The organism is Verruconatronum alginivorum (assembly GCF_056590205.1).
The window spans coordinates 5,896,135-5,916,392 of record NZ_JBWPVQ010000001.1 but is presented as its reverse complement, the minus strand read 5'-3'; the positions used below and the strand labels follow the sequence as shown (position 1 = coordinate 5,916,392).

Annotated in this window: 11 protein-coding genes and 1 tRNA gene; 6 read left to right on the top strand and 6 right to left on the bottom strand. The window is 59.3% G+C overall.

Going from position 1 to position 20,258, the window contains the following annotated elements; all coding sequences use genetic code 11:
* Positions 1-184 precede the first annotated feature (184 nt).
* A tRNA-Lys gene (locus ACWUI2_RS21850) sits at positions 185-260 on the top strand.
* A 118-nt stretch (positions 261-378) separates the two neighbouring features.
* Here ACWUI2_RS21850 and ACWUI2_RS21845 read toward each other — a convergent pair.
* From ACWUI2_RS21845 to ACWUI2_RS21820, 6 genes are read right to left on the bottom strand one after another with little or no spacing between them, the layout of a single operon-like run.
* On the bottom strand, positions 379-1,260 hold the full coding sequence (locus tag ACWUI2_RS21845) for a carbohydrate ABC transporter permease (protein WP_486984968.1): 882 nt from the start codon (positions 1,258-1,260) through the stop codon (positions 379-381).
* Positions 1,260-2,255, bottom strand: a complete 996-nt coding sequence (locus ACWUI2_RS21840) for a carbohydrate ABC transporter permease (RefSeq protein ID WP_486984967.1) — start codon at positions 2,253-2,255, stop codon at positions 1,260-1,262. The genes ACWUI2_RS21845 and ACWUI2_RS21840 overlap by 1 nt, the downstream gene beginning before the upstream one ends.
* On the bottom strand, positions 2,252-3,637 hold the full coding sequence (locus ACWUI2_RS21835; RefSeq protein ID WP_486984966.1) for an ABC transporter substrate-binding protein: 1,386 nt from the start codon (positions 3,635-3,637) through the stop codon (positions 2,252-2,254). The genes ACWUI2_RS21840 and ACWUI2_RS21835 overlap by 4 nt, the downstream gene beginning before the upstream one ends.
* 51 nt (positions 3,638-3,688) lie before the next feature.
* Positions 3,689-5,134, bottom strand: coding sequence for an arylsulfatase (locus ACWUI2_RS21830; RefSeq protein WP_486984965.1), 1,446 nt, complete (start codon positions 5,132-5,134; stop codon positions 3,689-3,691).
* Between the two features lie 51 nt (positions 5,135-5,185).
* Complete coding sequence (locus ACWUI2_RS21825; protein WP_486984964.1) at positions 5,186-6,778, bottom strand: fascin domain-containing protein; 1,593 nt, start codon at positions 6,776-6,778, stop codon at positions 5,186-5,188.
* Between the two features lie 58 nt (positions 6,779-6,836).
* Positions 6,837-8,807, bottom strand: a complete 1,971-nt coding sequence (locus tag ACWUI2_RS21820) for a sulfatase-like hydrolase/transferase (RefSeq protein ID WP_486984963.1) — start codon at positions 8,805-8,807, stop codon at positions 6,837-6,839.
* 312 nt (positions 8,808-9,119) lie between these two features.
* Here ACWUI2_RS21820 and ACWUI2_RS21815 point away from each other — a divergent pair, with 312 nt between their 5' ends.
* From ACWUI2_RS21815 to ACWUI2_RS21795, 5 genes are all read left to right on the top strand, one after another.
* Positions 9,120-9,653, top strand: coding sequence for a sigma-70 family RNA polymerase sigma factor (locus tag ACWUI2_RS21815; protein ID WP_486984962.1), 534 nt, complete (start codon positions 9,120-9,122; stop codon positions 9,651-9,653).
* Between the two features lie 20 nt (positions 9,654-9,673).
* Positions 9,674-11,266 (top strand): LamG-like jellyroll fold domain-containing protein, encoded by a 1,593-nt coding sequence (locus tag ACWUI2_RS21810; RefSeq protein WP_486984961.1) that lies wholly within the window; start codon positions 9,674-9,676, stop codon positions 11,264-11,266.
* 138 nt (positions 11,267-11,404) lie between these two features.
* On the top strand, positions 11,405-14,620 hold the full coding sequence (gene lacZ / locus ACWUI2_RS21805) for a beta-galactosidase, LacZ type (RefSeq protein WP_486984960.1): 3,216 nt from the start codon (positions 11,405-11,407) through the stop codon (positions 14,618-14,620).
* Between the two features lie 36 nt (positions 14,621-14,656).
* On the top strand, positions 14,657-17,734 hold the full coding sequence (locus ACWUI2_RS21800) for a glycoside hydrolase family 2 TIM barrel-domain containing protein (protein WP_486984959.1): 3,078 nt from the start codon (positions 14,657-14,659) through the stop codon (positions 17,732-17,734).
* A 103-nt stretch (positions 17,735-17,837) separates the two neighbouring features.
* Entirely contained in the window at positions 17,838-19,808 is a 1,971-nt protein-coding gene (locus ACWUI2_RS21795; protein WP_486984958.1) for a sodium:solute symporter family transporter, read from the top strand.
* The last annotated feature ends 450 nt before the right edge of the window (positions 19,809-20,258 follow it).

Here is a 20,258-nt window from a genome sequence, read left to right as displayed (position 1 = left end):
ATAAATTAAATTTTCCCCCGCATAGCGGGGGTTTTGGGGTAACTAAGAAAGCAGCTGGCGGGTCGTTTAGGGGTAGGCGACCCGCCTTTTCTTTGTCTGGATTTTCAGATTGGAAAAAAAATCCGATTTGCCCTTGCATCCCCGATGTTAACCGCCATTTATTTAAAACGATTTTTTTCAAATCGCCTCTCTAGCTCAATTGGCAGAGCAGTTGACTCTTAATCAATTGGTTCCGGGTTCGAGTCCCGGGGGGGGCACCAATTTACCGACAACGACTTGCGACTTTTTGGCGTAGGTCGTTTTTTTTGCGAGTGATGATTCGGCGGGTTTGGGCGAGTATTCCGCGTCGGGGGATCACGATTTCACCGCGCCGGCGGATCACGATTTCACCGCGCCGGCGGTGATGCCGCTGATGAAGGCGCGTTGGAAGAAGAGGAAGGCGATCACGAGGGGTATGGTCGCCACCAGGCCGGCGGCCATGATGAGTCCGTAGGGGGTTTGTTGATCCCCTTGGAGGAGATAGATCAAGAGTGGCATTGTCGCCATGTTTTCGGTACGGAGGACGATGTAGGCGGCCATCAGGTTGTTCCAACTGGCGATCAACGTCAGGACCCCGAGCGCGCCGAGGGCGGGACGGGCGATCGGCAGGACCACACGCCAATAGATGGTGAATTCACTCGCTCCGTCGATCGCGGCGGCATCGTAGAGATCACCAGGCACGTTGCTGGCGATATATTGGCGCATCCAGAAAATGCCGAAGGCACTGGCCGCGCCGGGGAGAATCATTCCCCAGTAGGTGTTGATCATTCCGAGATGCGTCAAGACCACGAAGACGGGGATCATCGTCACCGCGTTGGGGATCAACATCGTCCCGAGGACGAAGGCGAAGAGCCAATTATGACCGGGAGCGTCCCGGTAACGAGCGAACGCCATCCCGGCGAGCGAACAGAGAAAGAGAGTCAGGGCTACGGTGAGGGCGGCGATGAGGCAGGTGTTGAAAAACGCCCGGAGTAGGGACGTTTGGGTGAAAACGTCGGTGAGGTTTTCGAAACGCATCGGCCACGGGAACACGCCAGGGGCGGCGGAAAAAATCTCGGCCTGGGTCCGGAAGGCCGAGGTAAAAAGCCAATACATCGGAAGCAGGAAGGCCGCGGCCGAGATCCCGAGAAAAAGGTAGAGGAAAAAACGTTCGCGTCGGTAGGAAGGGGCCTTGGCGTGAACGGCCGAATTGCCGGGCAAGTTGAGTGAGCGATTCCTCATTATTCGTCTCCTCGCCGGTTGGTTCGGAAAATGAGCAGGGTGATCAGGAAGACGACGAAGGCGACCGTGTAGGCGGCGGCCGAGGCGTAACCGAATCGGAAAGCCATGAACGATTCCTGGAAGAGGAACAGGCCGAAGGTCGTCGAGGAAACCCCAGGACCGCCCCGGGTCATGACGAAGACTTCGTCAAAGAGATAGACGGTGCCGATCAGCGACATGATGGTTACGAAGACAAAGGTCGGCCGCATGTGCGGGATGGTGATGTGGAGCAGTTGTTGGAACCGGCTCGCCCCGTCGATACGGGCCGCTTCGTAGAGCGTTCGGTCGATTCCTTGCATCCCCGCCAGCATGATGACCATGTTGTAGCCGGTCCAACGCCAGACGAGAAGGATCGCCAGCGATGGTTTCGACCAATGCTCGCTTTCCAGCCACGGGATTCGGATTGGAGGAAGGTTGAGCATCCCCGAAAGAATTGACAGGAGCTGATTGAATAGCCCGAACTCCGTCCCGAACATCAGCCCGAAGACGATGGCAACCACCACCGCGGGCGTGATCACCGGGATAAAGACGGCCACCCGGAAAATCGCCCGCATCCGGACCCAGGCCTGGTCGAGTAGAAGCGCGAAAACGAACGCCAGGAGGAACATCGGCGGCACGTACATCAGCCCTAACACCAAAGTGTTCCACAACGCCCGGAGAAATAGCCGGTCATTGAACAGAGTCCGAAAGTTTTCCAGTCCGACCCAGACCGGCGGAGTCAGGGCGTCCCAGCTGACAAACGACAGGTAGAGGGAAAACAAGAGGGGATAGAGACCGAAAACAGCGAACAGGAGGAAGAAGGGGGAGATGAAAAGGTAAAAGTGACGGTGGCGCCAGATCCGGGACCGAAAAGGATCGTGGCCGCCGGTGATCGGATCGGGAGAGGGCGAATTCGATTCGCCGGAGCCGGACGTGAGGCCGGGATGGATCGTGGGTCCGGGCGGGGTTTCGTTCATTCGGGGCGTGGATCGAATTTGGATAGCGCGGTGTGGTCGCCATCCGCGACGGGGGTGGCGATCGGTCTGCCGAGCCTTCGGCTAAGGGCTGCGGCCACCATGCGCAGGTAGGCCCGGTTGTCCTGTCGGTCCCGCAGCCAGGTCGCCAACGTTTGGTTGAACATCCGCTCCGCTTCAGTCCAATCGCTGGTGCGGACCAGCGGGGGAATTTGGTCCAGATCCATCGCGAAAAGCCGGTTCACTTCCTGTCCGCCGAAATACGGGTCGGGTTCGTCGAAGTAGGGATGGTCCAAGGCGGGGAGAAATGCGGGGAACAGGCCGCGTTCGCGGTATTGAGTGACTTGGCCTTCGACGGTGCAAAGGGCGTGATGGACGAAACGCCAGGCTTCAAGCGTTCGTTCCGTTTCGGCGGGAATGACCAGAGTCGACCCGCCGAGATTGCTGACCCGGGGGCCGCCCGGGCGGAAGGCGGGCAGGCGGAACACCCCCCATTCTCCGGCCCGGGAGCGTGGGGCATTTTGTTTGATCTGGCCCATGAACCAGACCGCGTGCGGATAGGTGGCAACGCTGTCGGTGGCGAAGGAGGCGAGTAGTTCGGGGCCGGCGACGGGGGTGGTGATCCGGGCGTCGACCATTCGGCGGATGATCGCCAAAGCTTCGGCGTTTTCAGGGGAATCGAGGACGATCTCGCCGGCTTCGTTGAAGACGTTGCCCCCGTTCTGCTGCATCAGGATCGGGAAAAGTTCGGTCAGGCGTTCGGCGGGGAGAGGCATCATCGCTGTCGCTCCCCCGGAAGCTTCGCGCAGACGTATGCCGGTTTCGATAAAATCGTCCCAGGTTTCAATCGTGTCCGGGTCGATGCCGTAGCGGTCGAAAATCCATCGTTTGTAAAAAACGGCGCACGGGCCCATGTCCCAGGGAATGGCGAAAATCCGGCCCTCCCACTCGACGTTTTCCCAAAAGGCGGGGGCGAAATCCTCCTTGTAGGGGGCCGCGAGGTCGGTAAGGTCAGTCAGCCGTCCGGTGGCGGTGAATTTCGCCGTTTCCCGGGCCTGCAACTGACTTATATCGGGGGTTCCGACACCGGCGGCCATTCCGAGCAGGAAACGGGACTGGAGGTTGGCGCCGCTGGAAATCACCCGGATGTCGATATCGGGATTCTCACGTTCGAAATCGGGCCGAAGGAGATCGAGGGCCTCGGCGGCAGTGCTCCAGGCCCAGATCTCGATGATTGAACGGCCCTCTGCCTCGGTTTTCCGACCGACTGACGGCAGCCAGGTGACTACCGCCACCATCGCGGCCAGACCGACGACAGCACCGGTCCATGCGAGGATTTCGCGGGAGCGGTTCGGTCCGTCGGGTGCGTTGAAGCGTCCTGGCATTGTCGCTACTGAACTTGAAAATCAGGCAATTGGCGGCAAAAAACTTCGATCTTAGCGGAGGTGGGAAAGAACGGCGTTGACTGGCCGGCCGGGAACCAATGCGCCATCGGCGTCGACGAATCCTTCTTCGCGCCCGTCGAGCTGGGCGGCGAGTCGTTCCCGCCAGGTGGCGATTCGGTTGCCGATCTCCGCCGTGGGTTGGCGGGCCAGGTTCCGCGTCTCCTGCGGATCGGCTTCAAGATCGAACAATTGCTCGGTTCCGTCGCCGCTGAACCAGATGAATTTCTCGCGGCTGTCGGTCATCCATTGGATCGATTGGCCGAATTGCACGCATTCGCCGTGGAGGAGGTCACGGACGGAATCGAGCTGGCCTCGTGCCTGGGGCAGGAGGCTACGGCCTTCGATGGAATCGGGAGCGTCGAGCCCGGCGCAGTCCAGCAGGGTCGGCATGATGTCGCGGAGTTCCGCCAAACCGTCACTGACGACTCCACGGGGCAAGTGCTCTCCCCCGGGGGCCTTCAAGATCAGGGGAATCCGGGCCGATCCTTCGTAGGGGGTCGACTTCCTCCACAGGTGGTGGTCGCCCAACATCTCGCCATGGTCGGAGACGAAACAGATCCATGTTTGGTCGTCGAGTTTGAATTCGGAGAGTGCTTCGAGGAAACGGGCGATCTGGTGGTCGATATGGGTCATGTGACCGTAGTAACCGGCCCGGGCCCGTTGGAGGGTTCGGCGATCGATATTTCCGTTGTGGCACGTGGCGTCGTAGGGATCGGGGGGAGACGGAAAACGGTCGATCCAATCCCCTTCGGGCGGAGCCGGCATTTCTTCGTCGAGGTATTGTTCGAAGGCCCAGGCGGGTGGGTCATAAGGAGGGTGAGGACGGTGGAAAGAGAGGCAGAGGAAGAACGGTTGGCGAGGATCGCGCCGCCGCAGGAAGTCGATTCCCTGGGTGACGACCCAATTGGTCGGATGGAGGCGTTCCTCTTTGTCCCAGGGTCGAGCCAAGTGGCTGTTACAATCAATGCCATGGTCGGCGTAATCCGCGGACGGGTCGCCGGTCTCGCGCCGAAGCCATGGAAGGTAATCGTCGATAAAACCGAAATCCCGATGGCGGTCGCGGGCATGCCGGAGATAGCCGTCATGGAGGATGACGTGGTCGAATCCGACCCGGGAACGCTCCGGGAAGACGTGCATCTTGCCAATCGCCTGGGTTTGGTAACCTTGACGAGTGAATTCACCCGGGAGCGTGGTCGGGTAATCCCAGGGGACTCCATCCTGATAACCGACGCGTCCGTGGGAGCGGGGAGTGAGCCCGGTCAAGAGGGAGGCCCGTGCCGGAATACAGACCGGACACGACGCGTAGGCGTTGGAGAAGCGGACGCCCCGCAAGGCGAGATTGTCCAAGGTCGGGGTGTGGACCACGGGATGTCCGTCGATGGAGAGGCAGTCGCCCCGCCATTGGTCGACATTGATGAGAACAATGTTCGGTCGCATGGAATGGATTTTGCGGATGACAAGCCGGACCCACCGCGGCTTTCCGGTTTCTTATTCGGTGAAGGAGACGGTAAAAGAACCATAATCGAGCGGCCCGGTGGCTGGCAACTCGAAGCTTCGACCCGCGAACCCGGTGGCGCTTTCCGGCAAACTTTCTTCCCGGAGAGGACGGTCGAAACCTAGACGGACCGGTTCGGTGGCGGCGTAAAAGACCCGAATGGTGTCTTCCTCCTCGGTCTCGAAGGCGATCACGCTCCGGGAAGGAGTGAAGGAGAGGTCGACATCGACCAGGTGGAAGTCGGAGGCCTCAATCAACTCCCGGCGGAACGGCCCGTTGCTCCGTTCGTCGTCCGTGCTTCGCAGATGGGCGTCTCCCCAGAAAACGATGCCGGTCACTTGGCCTTTGTAGAAGGCCTCGTGGAGCTTGAAGAATAATTCGATGAAGTGCTCGCGGTGTCCGCCGATGGTTTCGCCATCCCAGTCGTAATGGGCTCCGACCGGCCACATCGGGGAGCTCTCCTTGTTGTGGGTCGCTTTGATGTCGGTGACGGCGGCCACCTCCGGGGTCCAGAATCGTTCGGAGTTGACGCACCATGCGGCTTCCGGACCGACGATGAGGCGTCGGTTCTGCAGGCGGTTGACGATATCGACGTATTGTTCGGGAACCCAATGGTGGCCGAGTTCGCAGCGGGGGGCGATGTATCTGATTTCGTGACCGGTTTCCGCTTCCACGAATTCGACGAAGGCGTCGATGGAGGCGGCGAAACCGGCGGTGTCGATCCCGTCGGCGGTGTAGAAGGGGCCGAAGTTGACATTGCGGTTGGTGCGGTGGTCGCCGGAGTCGTAAATCTTATGGGAAGCGAAAAGATCGGGGCGGCCGTTCTCCACCGCGTAATGGATGGCGCGCATAACGATATCGTATTCGGAGCCGCCGCCGCGGAGGTAACGGTTGAGGCCGCGGCGGGCGAGGAAGATCCGGTCGTCGCCGGCGTCGATCACCTGCCATTGGAGCCAGGGGCCGGTGTTCTCCCGGTCGACCAAGGCGAGGTCGCCGTTCTGAGTGGCGCGCAAGTATCGGCGGTGGGCCCGGCTCTCGAGGAAATGGAACCCTCCGCCTGCTTCGACCAGCCGCCATTGGGTCCAATGCCCGGTGTGGGAGGTCGAATCGATTTCCAGGGTATTCGGCTGTTCCAGTGGGCCGGTGCCAGGGGGGAGGGCGCGGATATGTTTGTCGTGTTTGATATTGCGGAGGTGGAACCATTCTCCCCCGGCCGGAACCATTTCCCACATCATCGACTCGTCGGGCGAGGAGGAGTCTTCCATTGAGACATGATAGTCGCTTTTCAACGAACCGTCGGGATAGTGGGCGTTGGAATAAAACGGAATGCGCAACAAAGTGAACTTACCATCCACGAAGAGATCCCGGGCGTCCTCGGCGGTGAAGCTCTCCGCCTTGCCGAGTTGTTTGATGTCATGTCCCCATTCGGTGACCCGCTGTTTCTGGACGGTCGATCGGATTTCGATTGTTTCGATTTCGTTGTTCGAGCCGACGTTGTCGGTGGCGGTCGGTTGGGCGGTCAGGCAACCGTGAAACGGAAGGGAACCAAACAAGAGGGCGGAGGAGAGGAGGAGGTTGAATCTCATGCTGAATGGGAGGATTTCGGATAGTCGGGTGTGTGATTGATTGGGTTGCGGGTTACGTTCAAGGGTTAGGGCCGGGGGTGCGCCAGTCACGGCGGTCCCGGTTCACTTCCAGGCCTTCCTGGCGGACGTTTCGGTGAAGGTCGTCGACGCTGAGCTCTCCGATATTGATAAGGACCGACCGGGCCCGGGGGTTGCCCATGGTCTCCTTGAGTCGGGGAGCAAGGGGACGGGCGATTGGGCCGAGTGTTTCCAGGGAGGAAGTGGCCGCCTCGGCGATCATGCGCTGATCGTCGTGGAAATATTTGAAGAGGATCTCCAGGCCGCGTTCGGTGTCGCCCAGGTAGCAGAGAGCTTCGGCGGCGGTGACGGCGATATGGGGATGGTCGTTTTCCGCAGCCTTCACCAGGAGTTCCGGAATCTCCTCCAGCTTGCCGCGCTGGGCAAGAGTGGTGAGCCCGGAAGCGCCCCAGAAACGGATTTCCTGAACATCGCTACGGAGAAATTCAAGCAAGGCCTCTTTGTCTTCCGCCTGTCCGAGACTGGCGGTTTCGGCGGCTCGGTAAAGGGTTTCGAGCGGATAGTCCGTCTCCCGTACCCATTCGTAGAGAGGGGTGTCGGGTCCGGCCGGTTCGCGCATGTGGAAAGGAAAGAAACTCAGTGCTTTGGTTTCCCGCAAATGGCCGGCCAGAACCTGCCGCATCTTTTCGAGAACGTCGCGGTATTCCGGATCTTCGGCGAGATTCCAGCCGACTTGCCACGGGTCGGTTTCGAGTTTGACCAGGTATTCCGAGGGAGTCGGTTTGAACCAGGCGGCGTGTTCCGGTCTCAGCGAGTCCGGGTCTTCGCGATAGGCGCGGTCCCAAGCCAGGTAGCCGGGGACGCCCCATTGGTAGGATTGGCGGAGGCTGAGCGGCTTGTGGGGCCGGAAGAAACGCATGTATTTGTAAACGCCGTCGGTGACCGAATGGGTCGGATCGTAATTGCCGCCGTGATTCGTTCGGAACAGAAACTGATACGGTTTCGGTTCGCTCTTGGGGGTCAGGAAATCCCGGCCCTGCATATGTTCAGGCGGTTCGATGCCGGCCAGGCGGAGGACGGCCGGACCGAAATCTTCGAATCCGACCAGCCGATCGGATTTTTCGCCGAGTGGGAAATCGACCAAATGCGCCCATTTTTCCGGGACCCGGACAATCAGAGGAACGAGATAGCCGGCGTCGTAAGGGTAACCCTTTTCGCGGGGCATTGGTCCCCCGTGGTCGGAAAAGAAGAAAATGATGGTGTCATCGATCAGGTTCCGTTCCTCAAGATCGTCGAGGAACAGTTTCACCCAGTGGTCAAGGTCCTCGATCGCCTCGATTTGAAAGGAATAGTCGGACCGGATGTCGGCGAGATCGGGGAGGTGAGCCGGGAGGTCGATCGCCTCTGGAGGGTAATCTTCGAACGCCCGTCGCTCCTCCGTGTGAAAGGAACGGATTCGTCCCATGTGAGTCGACATCTGGTTGAAAACGGAGAAAAATGGCTGGCCGCTTTGCCGGTTGCGGTGATTGTAGGTCGCCCTGCCGCCTTGTTGGTCCCAGACGCGGTCCCGGTGGTCGCCCCAGTCGCGCACGTTGTAGTCGGTCTTTTGATTATTCGACGTGAAATATCCCGCTTCCCGCAGGAGCGCGGGAAAATAGAACCGGTCGTGGGGCACGGCCCGGTTTTGGCGGTGGTGGTCGGTGCCCCAGGTCGGAGCGAGCACCCCGGAGATTAAGGTGGACCGGGCGGGGCTGCAATGGGGGGCGGGAGCCCGGGCCTGAGTGAAAAGGATGCCCTCGTTGGCGAGGCGTTTGATCGTCGGGGTTTGGATCCAAGGATTTCCGTAGGACGGAAGAAAATACGGGCTGGTATCCTCGAAACTGAGCCAAAGGATGTTGGGCCGTTTGGTTTCTTCGGCAGGTTGCTCGGCGGTGGCAGCGCATGGAGCGGTGAAAATGAACCCGGCGAGCAACCAGCGGGAGGTGAGGAGAGAGGCTTTCAAATTCGGCATAACAGTAGGAAGAGAAGAACGGCTGAAAACGTTCGTTCCAATCTTATAGCCGAAATTCGAATTGGGTGAGGGTTTTTTAATCGAGAGCATCGTGGGGCGCCCTCACTTTGATTGACTGGAAAAAGAAGAATGAGGAAACTTGGAAGAGATGCCTCACCGAAGGAATGTTTCCGCTATTTATCGTCAGAAATTCCTCTCGAACAAACCCTGAATCCAGTGGCAATCCAGGCCGAACAGTCCGCAGTCGTAGAGCGTCCAGACTTTGAACGATGGGAATCCTGTGGCCTTGGCCAAAACTCCTCCACTTGCGCCGTGAAGTTGAACCTCGATGAAGACGAATTCGAATTTCTTCTGAGCCGTCACCAAACGGCGATTTACGCCTACATTCTCACGATGTTTCCCGATCGGTTCGCCGCGGACGATGTCATGCAGGAGGCCGTCATTGTCATGTGGCGGAAATTCAAGGAGTTCCAATTAGGCACCAATTTCAAGGCGTGGGCCTTCCGGATCGCCTATTGGCAAACGAAGGCTTATTTGAAAAAGCGGAAGCGCGCCGGGTTGGTCGAATTGGAACCCGACATCCTGGACCTAGTTGCCAGCGACGCTCCGGCGGAACTGGAGAAACTCGGCGAACGCCATCACATTCTTCGGCTTTGCATCCAGGAGCTTCCCGAAGCTGACAGATTGATCCTGGAGGCTTATTATATGAGGGACGAATCGATCGCGGAAGTGGCGGCCCGGACCGGCCGGTCCCGGGACGCGATCAAACAGGTGTTGATGCGCATCCGACGGACGCTGAAGAAGCAGGTCGAAGCCCGTTTGCGGGACCGCAACCATGGGGAATAACCATTTTAAACCAGTCGAACATGAACGATAATGATCCATCCAACGGCAAAGACCGGGTTCCCTTTGAGGAAGCCCTCGAGTCCTTGCGCAACCGAACCCTCACCTCGAGCGAGCGCTCGGTGTTGTTCGACGCGATCCGTTCCGATCCGGAAAAACGGCGTGCCTATATTCAGGCTCTGGCGATGGATGCCATGACTTCCGACTCGCAGGCTCCAGTCGAAGTGGACGAGGAGCAGATTTCTCGGGTTGGCCAAATCGTCGCTTCCGGACGGGCCGCGGTCGTGGGAGAGAGTTTTTGGCACAAGAGCTGGGACATTCCTGGGATCAGTGAAGCTCCGAATCCTCGGTCCCAGCGAATTCCCGCTCCGGTCTGTATCACCCGTCTCGACGCGCCGGTGTTATTGTGCAACGGCCAGAAAGTCAGTTGCGGAGCGCGGCTCGCTCCCGGCCTCATCGAGTTGGACGATGGCAACGTCGATATCACATTCGATTCCGGGGCCGTGGTCCTGCTTTCCGGCCCCGGCCGCCTCCGGGTGGAATCCGAATACCGGGCCAGTCTCCTGTCCGGCGCCGTCACGGTCTGCGTCCCGAAACAGGCCAACGGATTCCACATGCTCACACCCAATTCTTATATCCGCGATCTGGGTACATGGTTTTCAGTGAAAATCAACGACGAGAGCAAAACCGAAATCCATGTGATCGAAGGGATGGTGGAAGCGTCGCCCACCCGGGTCGACGACCGCCACTCCACCCAATTGGTCCGCGCCCAGCGGGCGGTGGCCATGGGGCCGGATGGTATCAGCAATATTCCCTATGTATCGCCGGGATCGCTCCCGATCGCGACGCCGGTTTCGGCCTTGCCCCCGGTCCGGTTCACCTTCGACAACTGGGAAAAGAACCGCACCCTCTCAACCTCCGGTCATGAAATGAATCTTTACCGCGGACAAAGCATCGCGGAGCCCGAGTTGGTATCCGGGATGACCGGGCCGGCCCTTCGCTTTGATGGCGACAAACTCTATGGTCGGACCGATTTCCGCGGCGTCGGCGGGAATCATCCGCGGACGGTTTCGTTCTGGATGCGCCTTCAACCGGATCTTCCCGCCGACTTCGACCAACCGAACGGTATCGTCGCCTGGGGAGTTCGCAAGGCGACCCAGGTCTGGCAGGTTTCCTGGAACACCCGCCGCCCGGATGGCACGGTCGGGGCCCTCCGGGTGGAATTCGGCGAAGGATTTGTGATCGGTTCGACCGACTTGCGCGACGGTCTGTGGCACCACGTCGGCGTGGTTTATGTCGGGGGCGAAGAATCCGATGTTTCGACCCAGGTTCGTATTTACATCGACGGGAGACTCGAAGCTCTTTCGGGACGTTTGCAGCAGACGATCGCCACCAACACCGCTTCCGGCCAGGCCGAGCACATGATCATCGGCCGGTACCTGGGCAATCCCCCCAATGAATCGCCTCACTATTTCGAAGGAGATCTCGCCGATGTCCGCGTTTACGAATGCGCCCTCCTGCCGTCGCAAGTTGTCGACAGCATGGCCGGCAAACTTCCCGATGTAGGCCAGGAATCCTTTCACCCCTTGAATACGGAGGGTGACGATCGGGATTAACCGAACGACGGCCTTTTCAAATGTCGGCGATTTCGCCCGGTCGGTTTGGCCGGTCAGGGCGGCGCCAAGCTTGAAACAAGCCGGTTTCCTTTCACAAACCTACGTCTCACAACCTGACCAAATCACAGCAGCAGACTCATGAATCTACAAAACAACCTCATTTTCCGGACCGCGCTTCTTGCGGGAACCCTTGCTTGCGCGGGAACCCTTTTCGCGGACGAACGACCGGACTGGGAGAATCCGGAACTCTTTGAGATCAACAAAGAGCGGCCCCACGCGACCTTGATGCCGTTCGCCAACCGGATGCTCGCTTTGCGTGGGGACAACCGGGATTCCGAGTATTATCACAGCCTTAATGGCGAATGGAAGTTTCACTGGTCTCCCAAGCCGGCGGCCCGTCCGGCAGATTTCTTCCAACCGGATTTCGACGTCCGCGACTGGGGGTTCATCACCGTTCCGGGGAACTGGGAATTGCAGGGGTATGATTTTCCGGCCTACTTCAACAACCTCGCCGACCGCCCCCATCAATTCCGGGCCTACGATTGGCCGTTCCCCGTCAACCCTCCCTACGTCAATCACGAAGACAATCCGGTCGGATCTTACCGCCGAAACTTCCAGGTTCCGGTCCAATGGGACGGCCGCGAGATCTTCCTCACCTTCGGCGGGGTGAACAGCGCGTTCTATGTCTGGATCAACGGCGAAAAAGTCGGCTACAGTCAGAACAGCATGAATCCGGCGAAGTTCCACATCACTGAGTATCTCCGCCCGGGCGAAAACGTCCTGGCCGTGGAAGTCTACCGCTGGTCGGACGCGACGTATTTGGAGGATCAGGACATGTGGCGTCTCAGCGGTATTTTCCGCGACGTTTATCTGGAAGCCCGCTCCCCGCTGCACGTCCGGGACTTTTTCGCCCGGGCGTCATTGGACGATGAATACAAAGATGCCGAATTGACCGTCGACATCGATCTCTTGAATCTCGGCGACGCAGCGAGGGGGGCTCACGGCCTCCGCGTTGAGTTATTTGACCTCGAGGGGCGCTCGGTCGCGATTGATCCACCGCTGGAAGCGACCATCGATCGTCTCGCGTCCGGGGAAGAAACCCGTGTCGAATTGACTGGCAAGGTGGAGGATCCCCGCAAGTGGACCGCCGAAACGCCGAACCTTTACAAGTTGCTCATCACTTTGAGTTGCCCGAATGGGAGGGAGAAGGAAATCATCAGCCACAACTTCGGCTTCCGGCAGATTGAAATCAAAAACAATCAGCTTTTAGTGAACGGTCAACCGATTCTAATCAAGGGGGCCAATCTCCACGCCCACGATCCGTTCACCGGTCGGGCCGTGCCGGTCAGCCGGATGATCCAGGATTTGGAGATCATGAAACGGCACAATGTAAATGCCATTCGCGTCGCCCATTATCCGCATGATCCGATTCTTTATAAGCTCACCGATCAATACGGTTTTTACGTGCTCAATGAAGCCAATCTCGAATCGCACGGAGTCGGTTTTGGACAAAATCAAACCCTCGCCCGACGACCGGAATGGGAGGCTGCCCATGTCGACCGGGTCGCGGCCCTGGTCCATCGCGATAAGAACCATCCGTCGGTGATCATCTGGTCGCTCGGGAACGAAGCCGGGATCGGACCCAACTTCGTTGCCGCCGCCGATTACGTCCGCGCGGCCGATCCGACCCGTCCGGTCCATTATCTGCCCGGCTACCGCCGGTGGCGTCATCCGGTCACCGATATCACCGCTCCGATGTACGCGGTGATCTCCGAAATGATCGAATACGCGGAAGGGGATGCCGACCGTCCGATGATTCTCTGTGAATATTCCCACTCGATGGGCAACAGCCTCGGGAACTTTAAGGATTATTGGGATACCTTCCGCAAATACGATGTCCTGCAAGGCGGATTCATCTGGGATTGGGTTGACCAGGGCCTGCCCAAGTGGACCGAGGACGGCCGGATGTATTGGGCATACGGAGGTGATTTCGGAGAACCGGCCCACGACTACAATTTCAATATCAACGGCATCGTCCTGCCGGATCGCGAACTGAGTCCGTCGATGCACGAAGTCCGGAAAGTTTACGCGGACATCCTGGTCTCCGCAGGCGACCTCGAACAAGGGGAAATCGAGGTATTCAACGAATTTTTCTTTCGCGAACTCGACCATGTTGTCGCATCGTGGAAGCTTCTTGAAAACGGCGAAGTCATCCGGCACGGGGATCTCGACCTCCCGACGATCCCCTCCCATGCGACCGAAACGGTCACCGTGCCGTTCGGCTCGATCGAACGTCGGGCCGGGACGGAGTACCATTTGACGATCGAGTTTCGTTTGGCCGACAGCACGCTCTGGGCACCGAAAGGGTATTTGATCGCCTGGGAGCAATTCGAATTGCCGTTCTCCGCTCCGGCGGGACCACGCGAAATCGCTGGATCGGGCTCGCTGGAGTTGTCCGAAGAATCCGACCGATTCGTCATCACCGGAGCCGAATTTTCGGCCACCGTTTCCAGGTCGACGGGGGCCTTGGTCAGCCTGAAAAAAGGCGGGATGGAAATCCTCGATGCCCCGTTGGAACCGAACTTCTGGCGGGCGCCAACCGACAATGACGAGGCCCGGGGAGGCGGTCTGGACCGTTGGCTGAGACCGTGGACGAACGCCGCCGCCGAACGGACGGTGAACCAGGTTTCAGTCGAGCGGGCCAATCGCTCCGAAATCCGGATCGAAGTCGATTCGACTTTACCAGTCGGCAATGCCGCATACCGCAAAACCTACGCCTTCTTTGGAAACGGCGACCTGGTGATTTCCGCCGCACTCGAACCCGATCCGGACCAGCCTCCTCCAATGCGGGTCGGGATGAGGATGCAAGTGCCGAACCGATTCAGCCGTGTGGAGTGGTTTGGTCGGGGACCGCATGAGACCTACGCCGACCGGAAATCAGCCGCAAATGTCGGTATTTACTCGATGGATACCCGAGACCTGGCCGAGGATTATATCCGGCCCCAGGAAAACGGAAACCGGACCGATGTCCGTTGGGTCAGTTTTTCGGATCCGAACGGTGGGGGTTTCCTGGCGATCGCCGAGGAAGGGGGACTGATGGATTTCAGCGCCTGGCCTTACACTCAGGAACAGCTGACGGAGGCGGGGCATACCGTCGATCTGCCGGTCGATCCGGGCTTTTTCACCGTGAACCTTGATCATGGTCAGATGGGAGTCGGCGGCGATAATAGTTGGAACCGCCGGGCCCGTCCGCATGAGCAATATCAATTGCGGGCGGAGCCCTATCATTATTCAATCCGGATCCGGCCGTTCGCCGACGCTGCGGAGCCGGTTGCCCAAATCCTCCAACGTTAACCGGCCCGGCGGCCGAGAAGAGAAAGGTCCTCCCTGATGAAACTGTCCCTGCGGAACCTCCTGCTCTGCGGTATGATCTTGCCCGCGCTGACTCTCCAGCTCCACGCCGAACGCCAGATCATCGATCTGGAGACCGGTTGGGTTTTCTATCATGGTGAAGCCGAGGGAGCCGAAAATCCCGCTTTCGACGACCACGAATGGAGTCCGGTTCATGTTCCCCATGATTGGGCGTTCGAAGGGGGCGTTTCCGAGGATGGAGCCCAGGAAGACCGGGGCGGTTATTACGGAGCCGGCATCGGTTGGTACCGTCATGCCTTGGAGCTCCCGGAAGGATGGTCCGGGCGAAACATCCGGATCGAGTTCGACGGGGTTTACATGGACAGTGAAGTCTGGGTCAACGGCGAGTACCTCGGGAAACGTCCCTACGGCTACATCTCATTCGCCTATGATCTGACTCCTCATTTGCGGGAGGGAAGAAACACGCTCGCGGTGCGTGTCGACAACTCCCTGGAACCGAGCGCCCGCTGGTATCACCCGTGCGGGATTTATGCTCCGGTCCGGCTGGTGGCGACCGCCCCGCAGCGGGTCGCCCGTCATGGTGTTTTTGTGACGACTCCCGAGATCGAGGAGGGGAGGGCGACGGTCAAAATTGAAACCGTGGTTGAAAACGTCGGCGCCGAAGAGAGTCCGGTGCAATTGGTGACGATCGTGCTTGATCCGGACGGCCGGGAAGTCAGTCGGGAGCGCGCCCGCCTCCGCTTGAGCGGAGATGGACGGGAAACCATGGTGCAGACGATCGAAGCCCCGGATCCGCGTCTGTGGGATTTGGATACACCCGAGCTCTACCGCGTGGTGAGCCGGGTTCGCACCGGCGGGTCGGTGGTTGACGAGGTCGAAACGCGGTTTGGCATCCGGTCGATCGCCTGGGAGACGGAGACCGGGTTTTGGCTGAACGGACGCAACACCAAATTGCTCGGGGTTTGCGAACACCTCCATGGCGGACCGCTCGGTGGCGCCTGGTCGCGGGAGTGGATGCGCTGGAAACTCGGCGTGCTGCGGGCCATGGGCGTAAACGCGATTCGCACTGCCCATAATCCGGCCCCGCCTTTTTTCTATGAATTATGCGATGAAATGGGGATCCTGGTCATGGATGAAATCTTTGACGGATGGAGGCAGAAAGCGCCGCACGATTACGGCGCCCAGGCGTTCGACGAGTGGTGGGAGCGGGATCTCACCGAGTGGGTGACCCGCAACCGGAACCATCCGAGCATCATCATTTATAGTGTCGGAAACGAAACCCGGGGAGAAGTCGCGCCTGATCTGGTCGCAGCGTGTCATGCTCTCGATCCGACCCGGTTGGTTACTTCAGGGCACAGCGGATCCGAATACATGGACGTCTACGGGGTGAATGGCCATTCGGAGCGGAAAAGTTTCTTCACTGAAGAGCGGCCCGACAAGCCGTTTGTGGCGACCGAAGCGCCCCATACCTGGCAGACCCGCGGTTATTATCGAACAAAAACCTGGTACCGCGACGGCTTTCCCAACAGCCGGGCCGATCCATTCGAGATCCCGGATCTGACCGAAGAGGAAATTTTCCATTACGAGTGGGCACCGCCCGAAGGCCGGAGGAACCACAAACAGCATTTCAACTCATCCTACGACAACGCGACGGTCCGGATCACCGCCCGGCAGAACTGGGAGTTGATGCGAGACCTTCCGTGGTTCAGCGGGCATTTCCGCTGGACCGGATTCGACTACTACGGGGAGGCCGGCTACGTCCATGGCGGATGGCCGTTCCGGCTGTTCATGGGTGGTCCGATCGATGTCGCGGGTTTCCCGAAGGACCTTTTTTACTTTTACCAAAGCCAATGGACCCATGAGCCGATGGTTCACATCTTGCCGCATTGGACCCATCCGCAGATGAAGGCTGGAACGAAGATTCCGGTTTGGGTCTACAGCAATGGCGACGAGGTCGAACTCTTTCTCAACGGGGAGTCGCTCGGGCGTCAAAGCCCCGGACGGAAATGGGATGAGATGCAGTGCGAATGGATGGTTCCCTGGACTCCTGGAACGGTGGAGGCGGTTGCCTACCGCGAAGGACGTGAGGTGGCCCGGACCCGTCATGTCACCGCCGGGGCTCCGGCCGGATTGCAGCTGGAACTCGATAGCGACGGTTTCGAACCGAACGGACGCGACATCGCCATTCTCACCGCCTCCACGGTCGACGCCGACGGGCAATTTTATCCGTTTGGCGAAAACCGGATCTTTTACCATTTCGAAGGCCCGGTCCGGTTGCGGTCCCTGGAAAACGGGAACGCCGTCGACACGGATCCGCATGTCGGGATCGATTCGCGCCGGGCGTTTATGGGATTGACCCGGGCCTTTCTGCAAACGACCCGGGAGGACGGTCCGGTGAACGCCGTGGTCGGCGCCATCCTCGGCGAGCGCCAACACCTGACCTCGAACCTGGTGTCGATCGATGTGCGTCCGGTCAACTTCCGGGGCGAACCGAAGCGGGGGAGTATTCGGGTGTTTTACACGACTGACGGATCGACGCCGACCCGGGAAAGCGCCCGCTACCGCGGGCCGTTCGAAGTCGAGCTGGGAACTACCGTCAGGGCCCTGGTACGCCGGGGCGGAGAAGATATCTTCATGATGGAGGAAACCTTCGCGGAGGACGTTGGCCTGTATTGGGGGGATGGGGACGACGATTGGTCGCTGGTCGAGGATGCCGGGATGCAGGCGGAGTTCGCCGAGTTCGGCGGAAACGCGGAGTTCGACAATCTCGGCCGTGATTTCCGGGGCACCGGATACGTGACGTTCCGCAACGGGGAAGGCTGGATCCGCTGGTTCCAGGAGAACGACGGCAGTCCCGGCGATTTTCGGTTGCAGTTCCGTTATTCCCTGCAGGACCGGCGCGGTCACCGAACGATGGACCTGGTCGTGAACGGGGAGAAGGTGAAGGAGATCCGATTCCCGAACACCGGGCATTTTCACCGGTATTGGGAGACGGTGGAAACCGTCCAGCGGTTGACATCCGGGGCCAACATCATCGAATTGCGGACCCGGGGGGAGAGCGGACCGAATCTTGACGAGCTTCAGGTCGTTTATTAAATCCTCCTCTATGCTCATGCCTCACCGGGTTCCCTTTTCAGGCTATTTAACACCATCGGTCTGAACCGGTTCTCTCGATCTTTCTCCAACCTGACCTAATACCATGCACGCACTCGAAATCATTCTGTTCGTAATTGCCGTCGTCACCGTCGTCGGCCTCGGCATCTGGAAAAGTAAACATGGGGCCGTCGATACCTCCAAAAGCGCCTCCGGCTATTTCCTGGCCGGACGTGGGCTCACCTTTTGGCTGGTCGGTTTCTCGCTGATCGCGGCGAACATCTCAACCGAGCAATTCGTGGGGATGTCGGGCAAGGCCTCCGATTGGCTTGGGATGGCGATCGCCTCCTACGAATGGATGGCGGCGATCACCCTGGTGGTGGTGGCGTTTGTATTTCTGCCGAAATTCCTCAAGGCCGGAATCTACACCATCCCGGAGTTCCTGGAATATCGCTACGGTCCGTTTTCCCGGTTCGTGATGGCCGTTGCGACTCTGGTGATTTTGGTCGGGGTGCCGACCGCGGCGGTGATTTACTCGGGGGCGACGGTGATCTCCGGGTATTATCCTGAAGTGCCGGTGCTGGGCAATCTGGCCGCGGCCTGCTGGCTGATCGCCGGGGTCGCCGCGCTCTACGTGTTTATCGGAGGATTGAGGGCCTGCGCCTGGACCGACCTGATTTGGGGCGTCTCGCTGATCCTCAGCGGAGCGATTGTGATGGTGCTCGCCTTTAACCTGCTTGGTCAAACCCCGGCGGAAGAGTTGATTCAAACCAAAGTGGCGACCTCTCCGGCGACGGTGGAACAGATCGAAGAAGCAGGGGCGTGGGAACGATTTATATTATTGAACGACGGGGAACCGGTGACCGGGAGAAACACCGAAGGGGGCAAACTCAACATGGTCCGGCCGATGACCGATCCGGAAATTCCCTGGACGGTGCTGCTGCTCGGCCTCTGGATTCCGAACTTCTTTTACTGGGGACTGAATCAATACATCATGCAACGTTCCCTCGCGGCGAAATCGGTCGCGGAGGGACAGAAGGGGATCGTGCTCGCGGCCTTCCTGAAACTGTTGATTCCATTTGTGGTGGTCATCCCGGGGATTCTCGCCTTCAACCTGTTCTCGGACCAACTGCACGAAGCCGCGCAGGCCCGCAACGCCGCTCATATCCAGGCATTGGAGGCGGGCGAACCACGGGTCTTCAGCATAACCGTCAGTTTCGCCGAGTTGCAGCCGGAATTGGCCCGCCAGGCGGTCCGTCACAACGCACGTCTCGCCGGAGCCGACGTGCCGGACCTCGATGAAGTCGGTCCGGAAGAAATGGCCTCGGTGGCTGGCGCCTTGGCGATGGAAGCTCAACGGACGGACCGGACGCTCCGCTTGTCGCGACTGACCGGATACAATTACGATTCCACGTTCGCGGTCCTTTTGCGGATGTTGGTGAAAGACAAGCCATATATTTCCTGGTTCGTTCTTGCCGCGATTTTTGGGGCTGTGGTCAGTTCGCTCGCGGCGATGTTGAATTCGGCCTCGACGATTGCCACGATGGATATTTTCAACCGGATTTTCCGGGAAGCCTCCCAGCAAACGCTGGTAATGGCAGGAAAAACGTTCGTGGTGATTTTCGTAGTGATCGCCGCGGTGATCGCGCCGTTTCTGGCAAGCCCCCGCTTTGGCGGTATCTTCACGTTCATCCAGGAATTCCAGGGATTCATCAGCCCGGGGATCCTGGTTGTCTTCTTCTTCGGCCTCCTGGTCCCGAAAGCCCCCCGCTTCCTCGGCTGGATGGGGATCGTTCTCAACGTAATCCTGTATGGGACGTTCAAGTTCTTCCTCGGCGACTGGATGACCGCCAACGGTTTCTGGTTCTCGGAAAACATGTCGTTCCTCGACCGGATGGGCCTCTGTTTCATTCTCGTCGCCTTGTTCTGCACGGTGATGACCCTTTGGAAACCACTGCAGACGCCGGTTGTATTGCCGGTTAACGCGGCGATGGATATTACGCCTTCGAAGGGTGCCCTCTACTGTGGCTATGGGGTGATCGCTCTGACGATCATGCTTTACATCATTTTCTGGTAAAGGCATCGCTCTGGTCAGGTCAGCTGGTTTACGAGGCGGAGCCTCTTTGGAGTGCTCCGCGTCCCCGCGGAGCTTTCGAGCACGCGGGAGAGCTTCGGCCGCTGGATGGCTGTCGAGCGTGCGGCCATCGTCGGCCATTCGAAAGCGGTGCGGGGACGCACCGCACTCCAAAGCGCTTCGCGCGAAAACCTGACAGTGAAGATCTATGGGAGGTTTGGTTTTCGAGGCGGAGCCTCTATGGGGTGCTCCGCGTCCCCGCGGAGCTTTCGAGCACGCGGGAGAGCTTAGGCGGTGGATGACTATCGAGCGTGCGGTCATCGTCGGCCATTCGAAAGCGGTGCGGGGACGCACCGCACTCCAAAGCGCTTTGCGCGAAAACCTGAGTGAAGATCTATGGGTGGTTTGGTTTTCGAGGTGGAGCCTCTATGGGGTGCTCCGCGTCCCCGCGGA

Coding starts and splice junctions, on each gene's coding strand:
- ACWUI2_RS21820 (WP_486984963.1), bottom strand. CDS start 8,807: ATGCCGAATTTGAAAGCCTCTCTCCTCACCTCCCGCTGGTTGCTCGCC.
- lacZ (WP_486984960.1), top strand. CDS start 11,405: ATGAATCTACAAAACAACCTCATTTTCCGGACCGCGCTTCTTGCGGGA.
- ACWUI2_RS21835 (WP_486984966.1), bottom strand. CDS start 3,637: ATGCCAGGACGCTTCAACGCACCCGACGGACCGAACCGCTCCCGCGAA.
- ACWUI2_RS21825 (WP_486984964.1), bottom strand. CDS start 6,778: ATGAGATTCAACCTCCTCCTCTCCTCCGCCCTCTTGTTTGGTTCCCTT.
- ACWUI2_RS21845 (WP_486984968.1), bottom strand. CDS start 1,260: ATGAGGAATCGCTCACTCAACTTGCCCGGCAATTCGGCCGTTCACGCC.
- ACWUI2_RS21795 (WP_486984958.1), top strand. CDS start 17,838: ATGCACGCACTCGAAATCATTCTGTTCGTAATTGCCGTCGTCACCGTC.
- ACWUI2_RS21810 (WP_486984961.1), top strand. CDS start 9,674: ATGAACGATAATGATCCATCCAACGGCAAAGACCGGGTTCCCTTTGAG.
- ACWUI2_RS21800 (WP_486984959.1), top strand. CDS start 14,657: ATGAAACTGTCCCTGCGGAACCTCCTGCTCTGCGGTATGATCTTGCCC.
- ACWUI2_RS21830 (WP_486984965.1), bottom strand. CDS start 5,134: ATGCGACCGAACATTGTTCTCATCAATGTCGACCAATGGCGGGGCGAC.
- ACWUI2_RS21840 (WP_486984967.1), bottom strand. CDS start 2,255: ATGAACGAAACCCCGCCCGGACCCACGATCCATCCCGGCCTCACGTCC.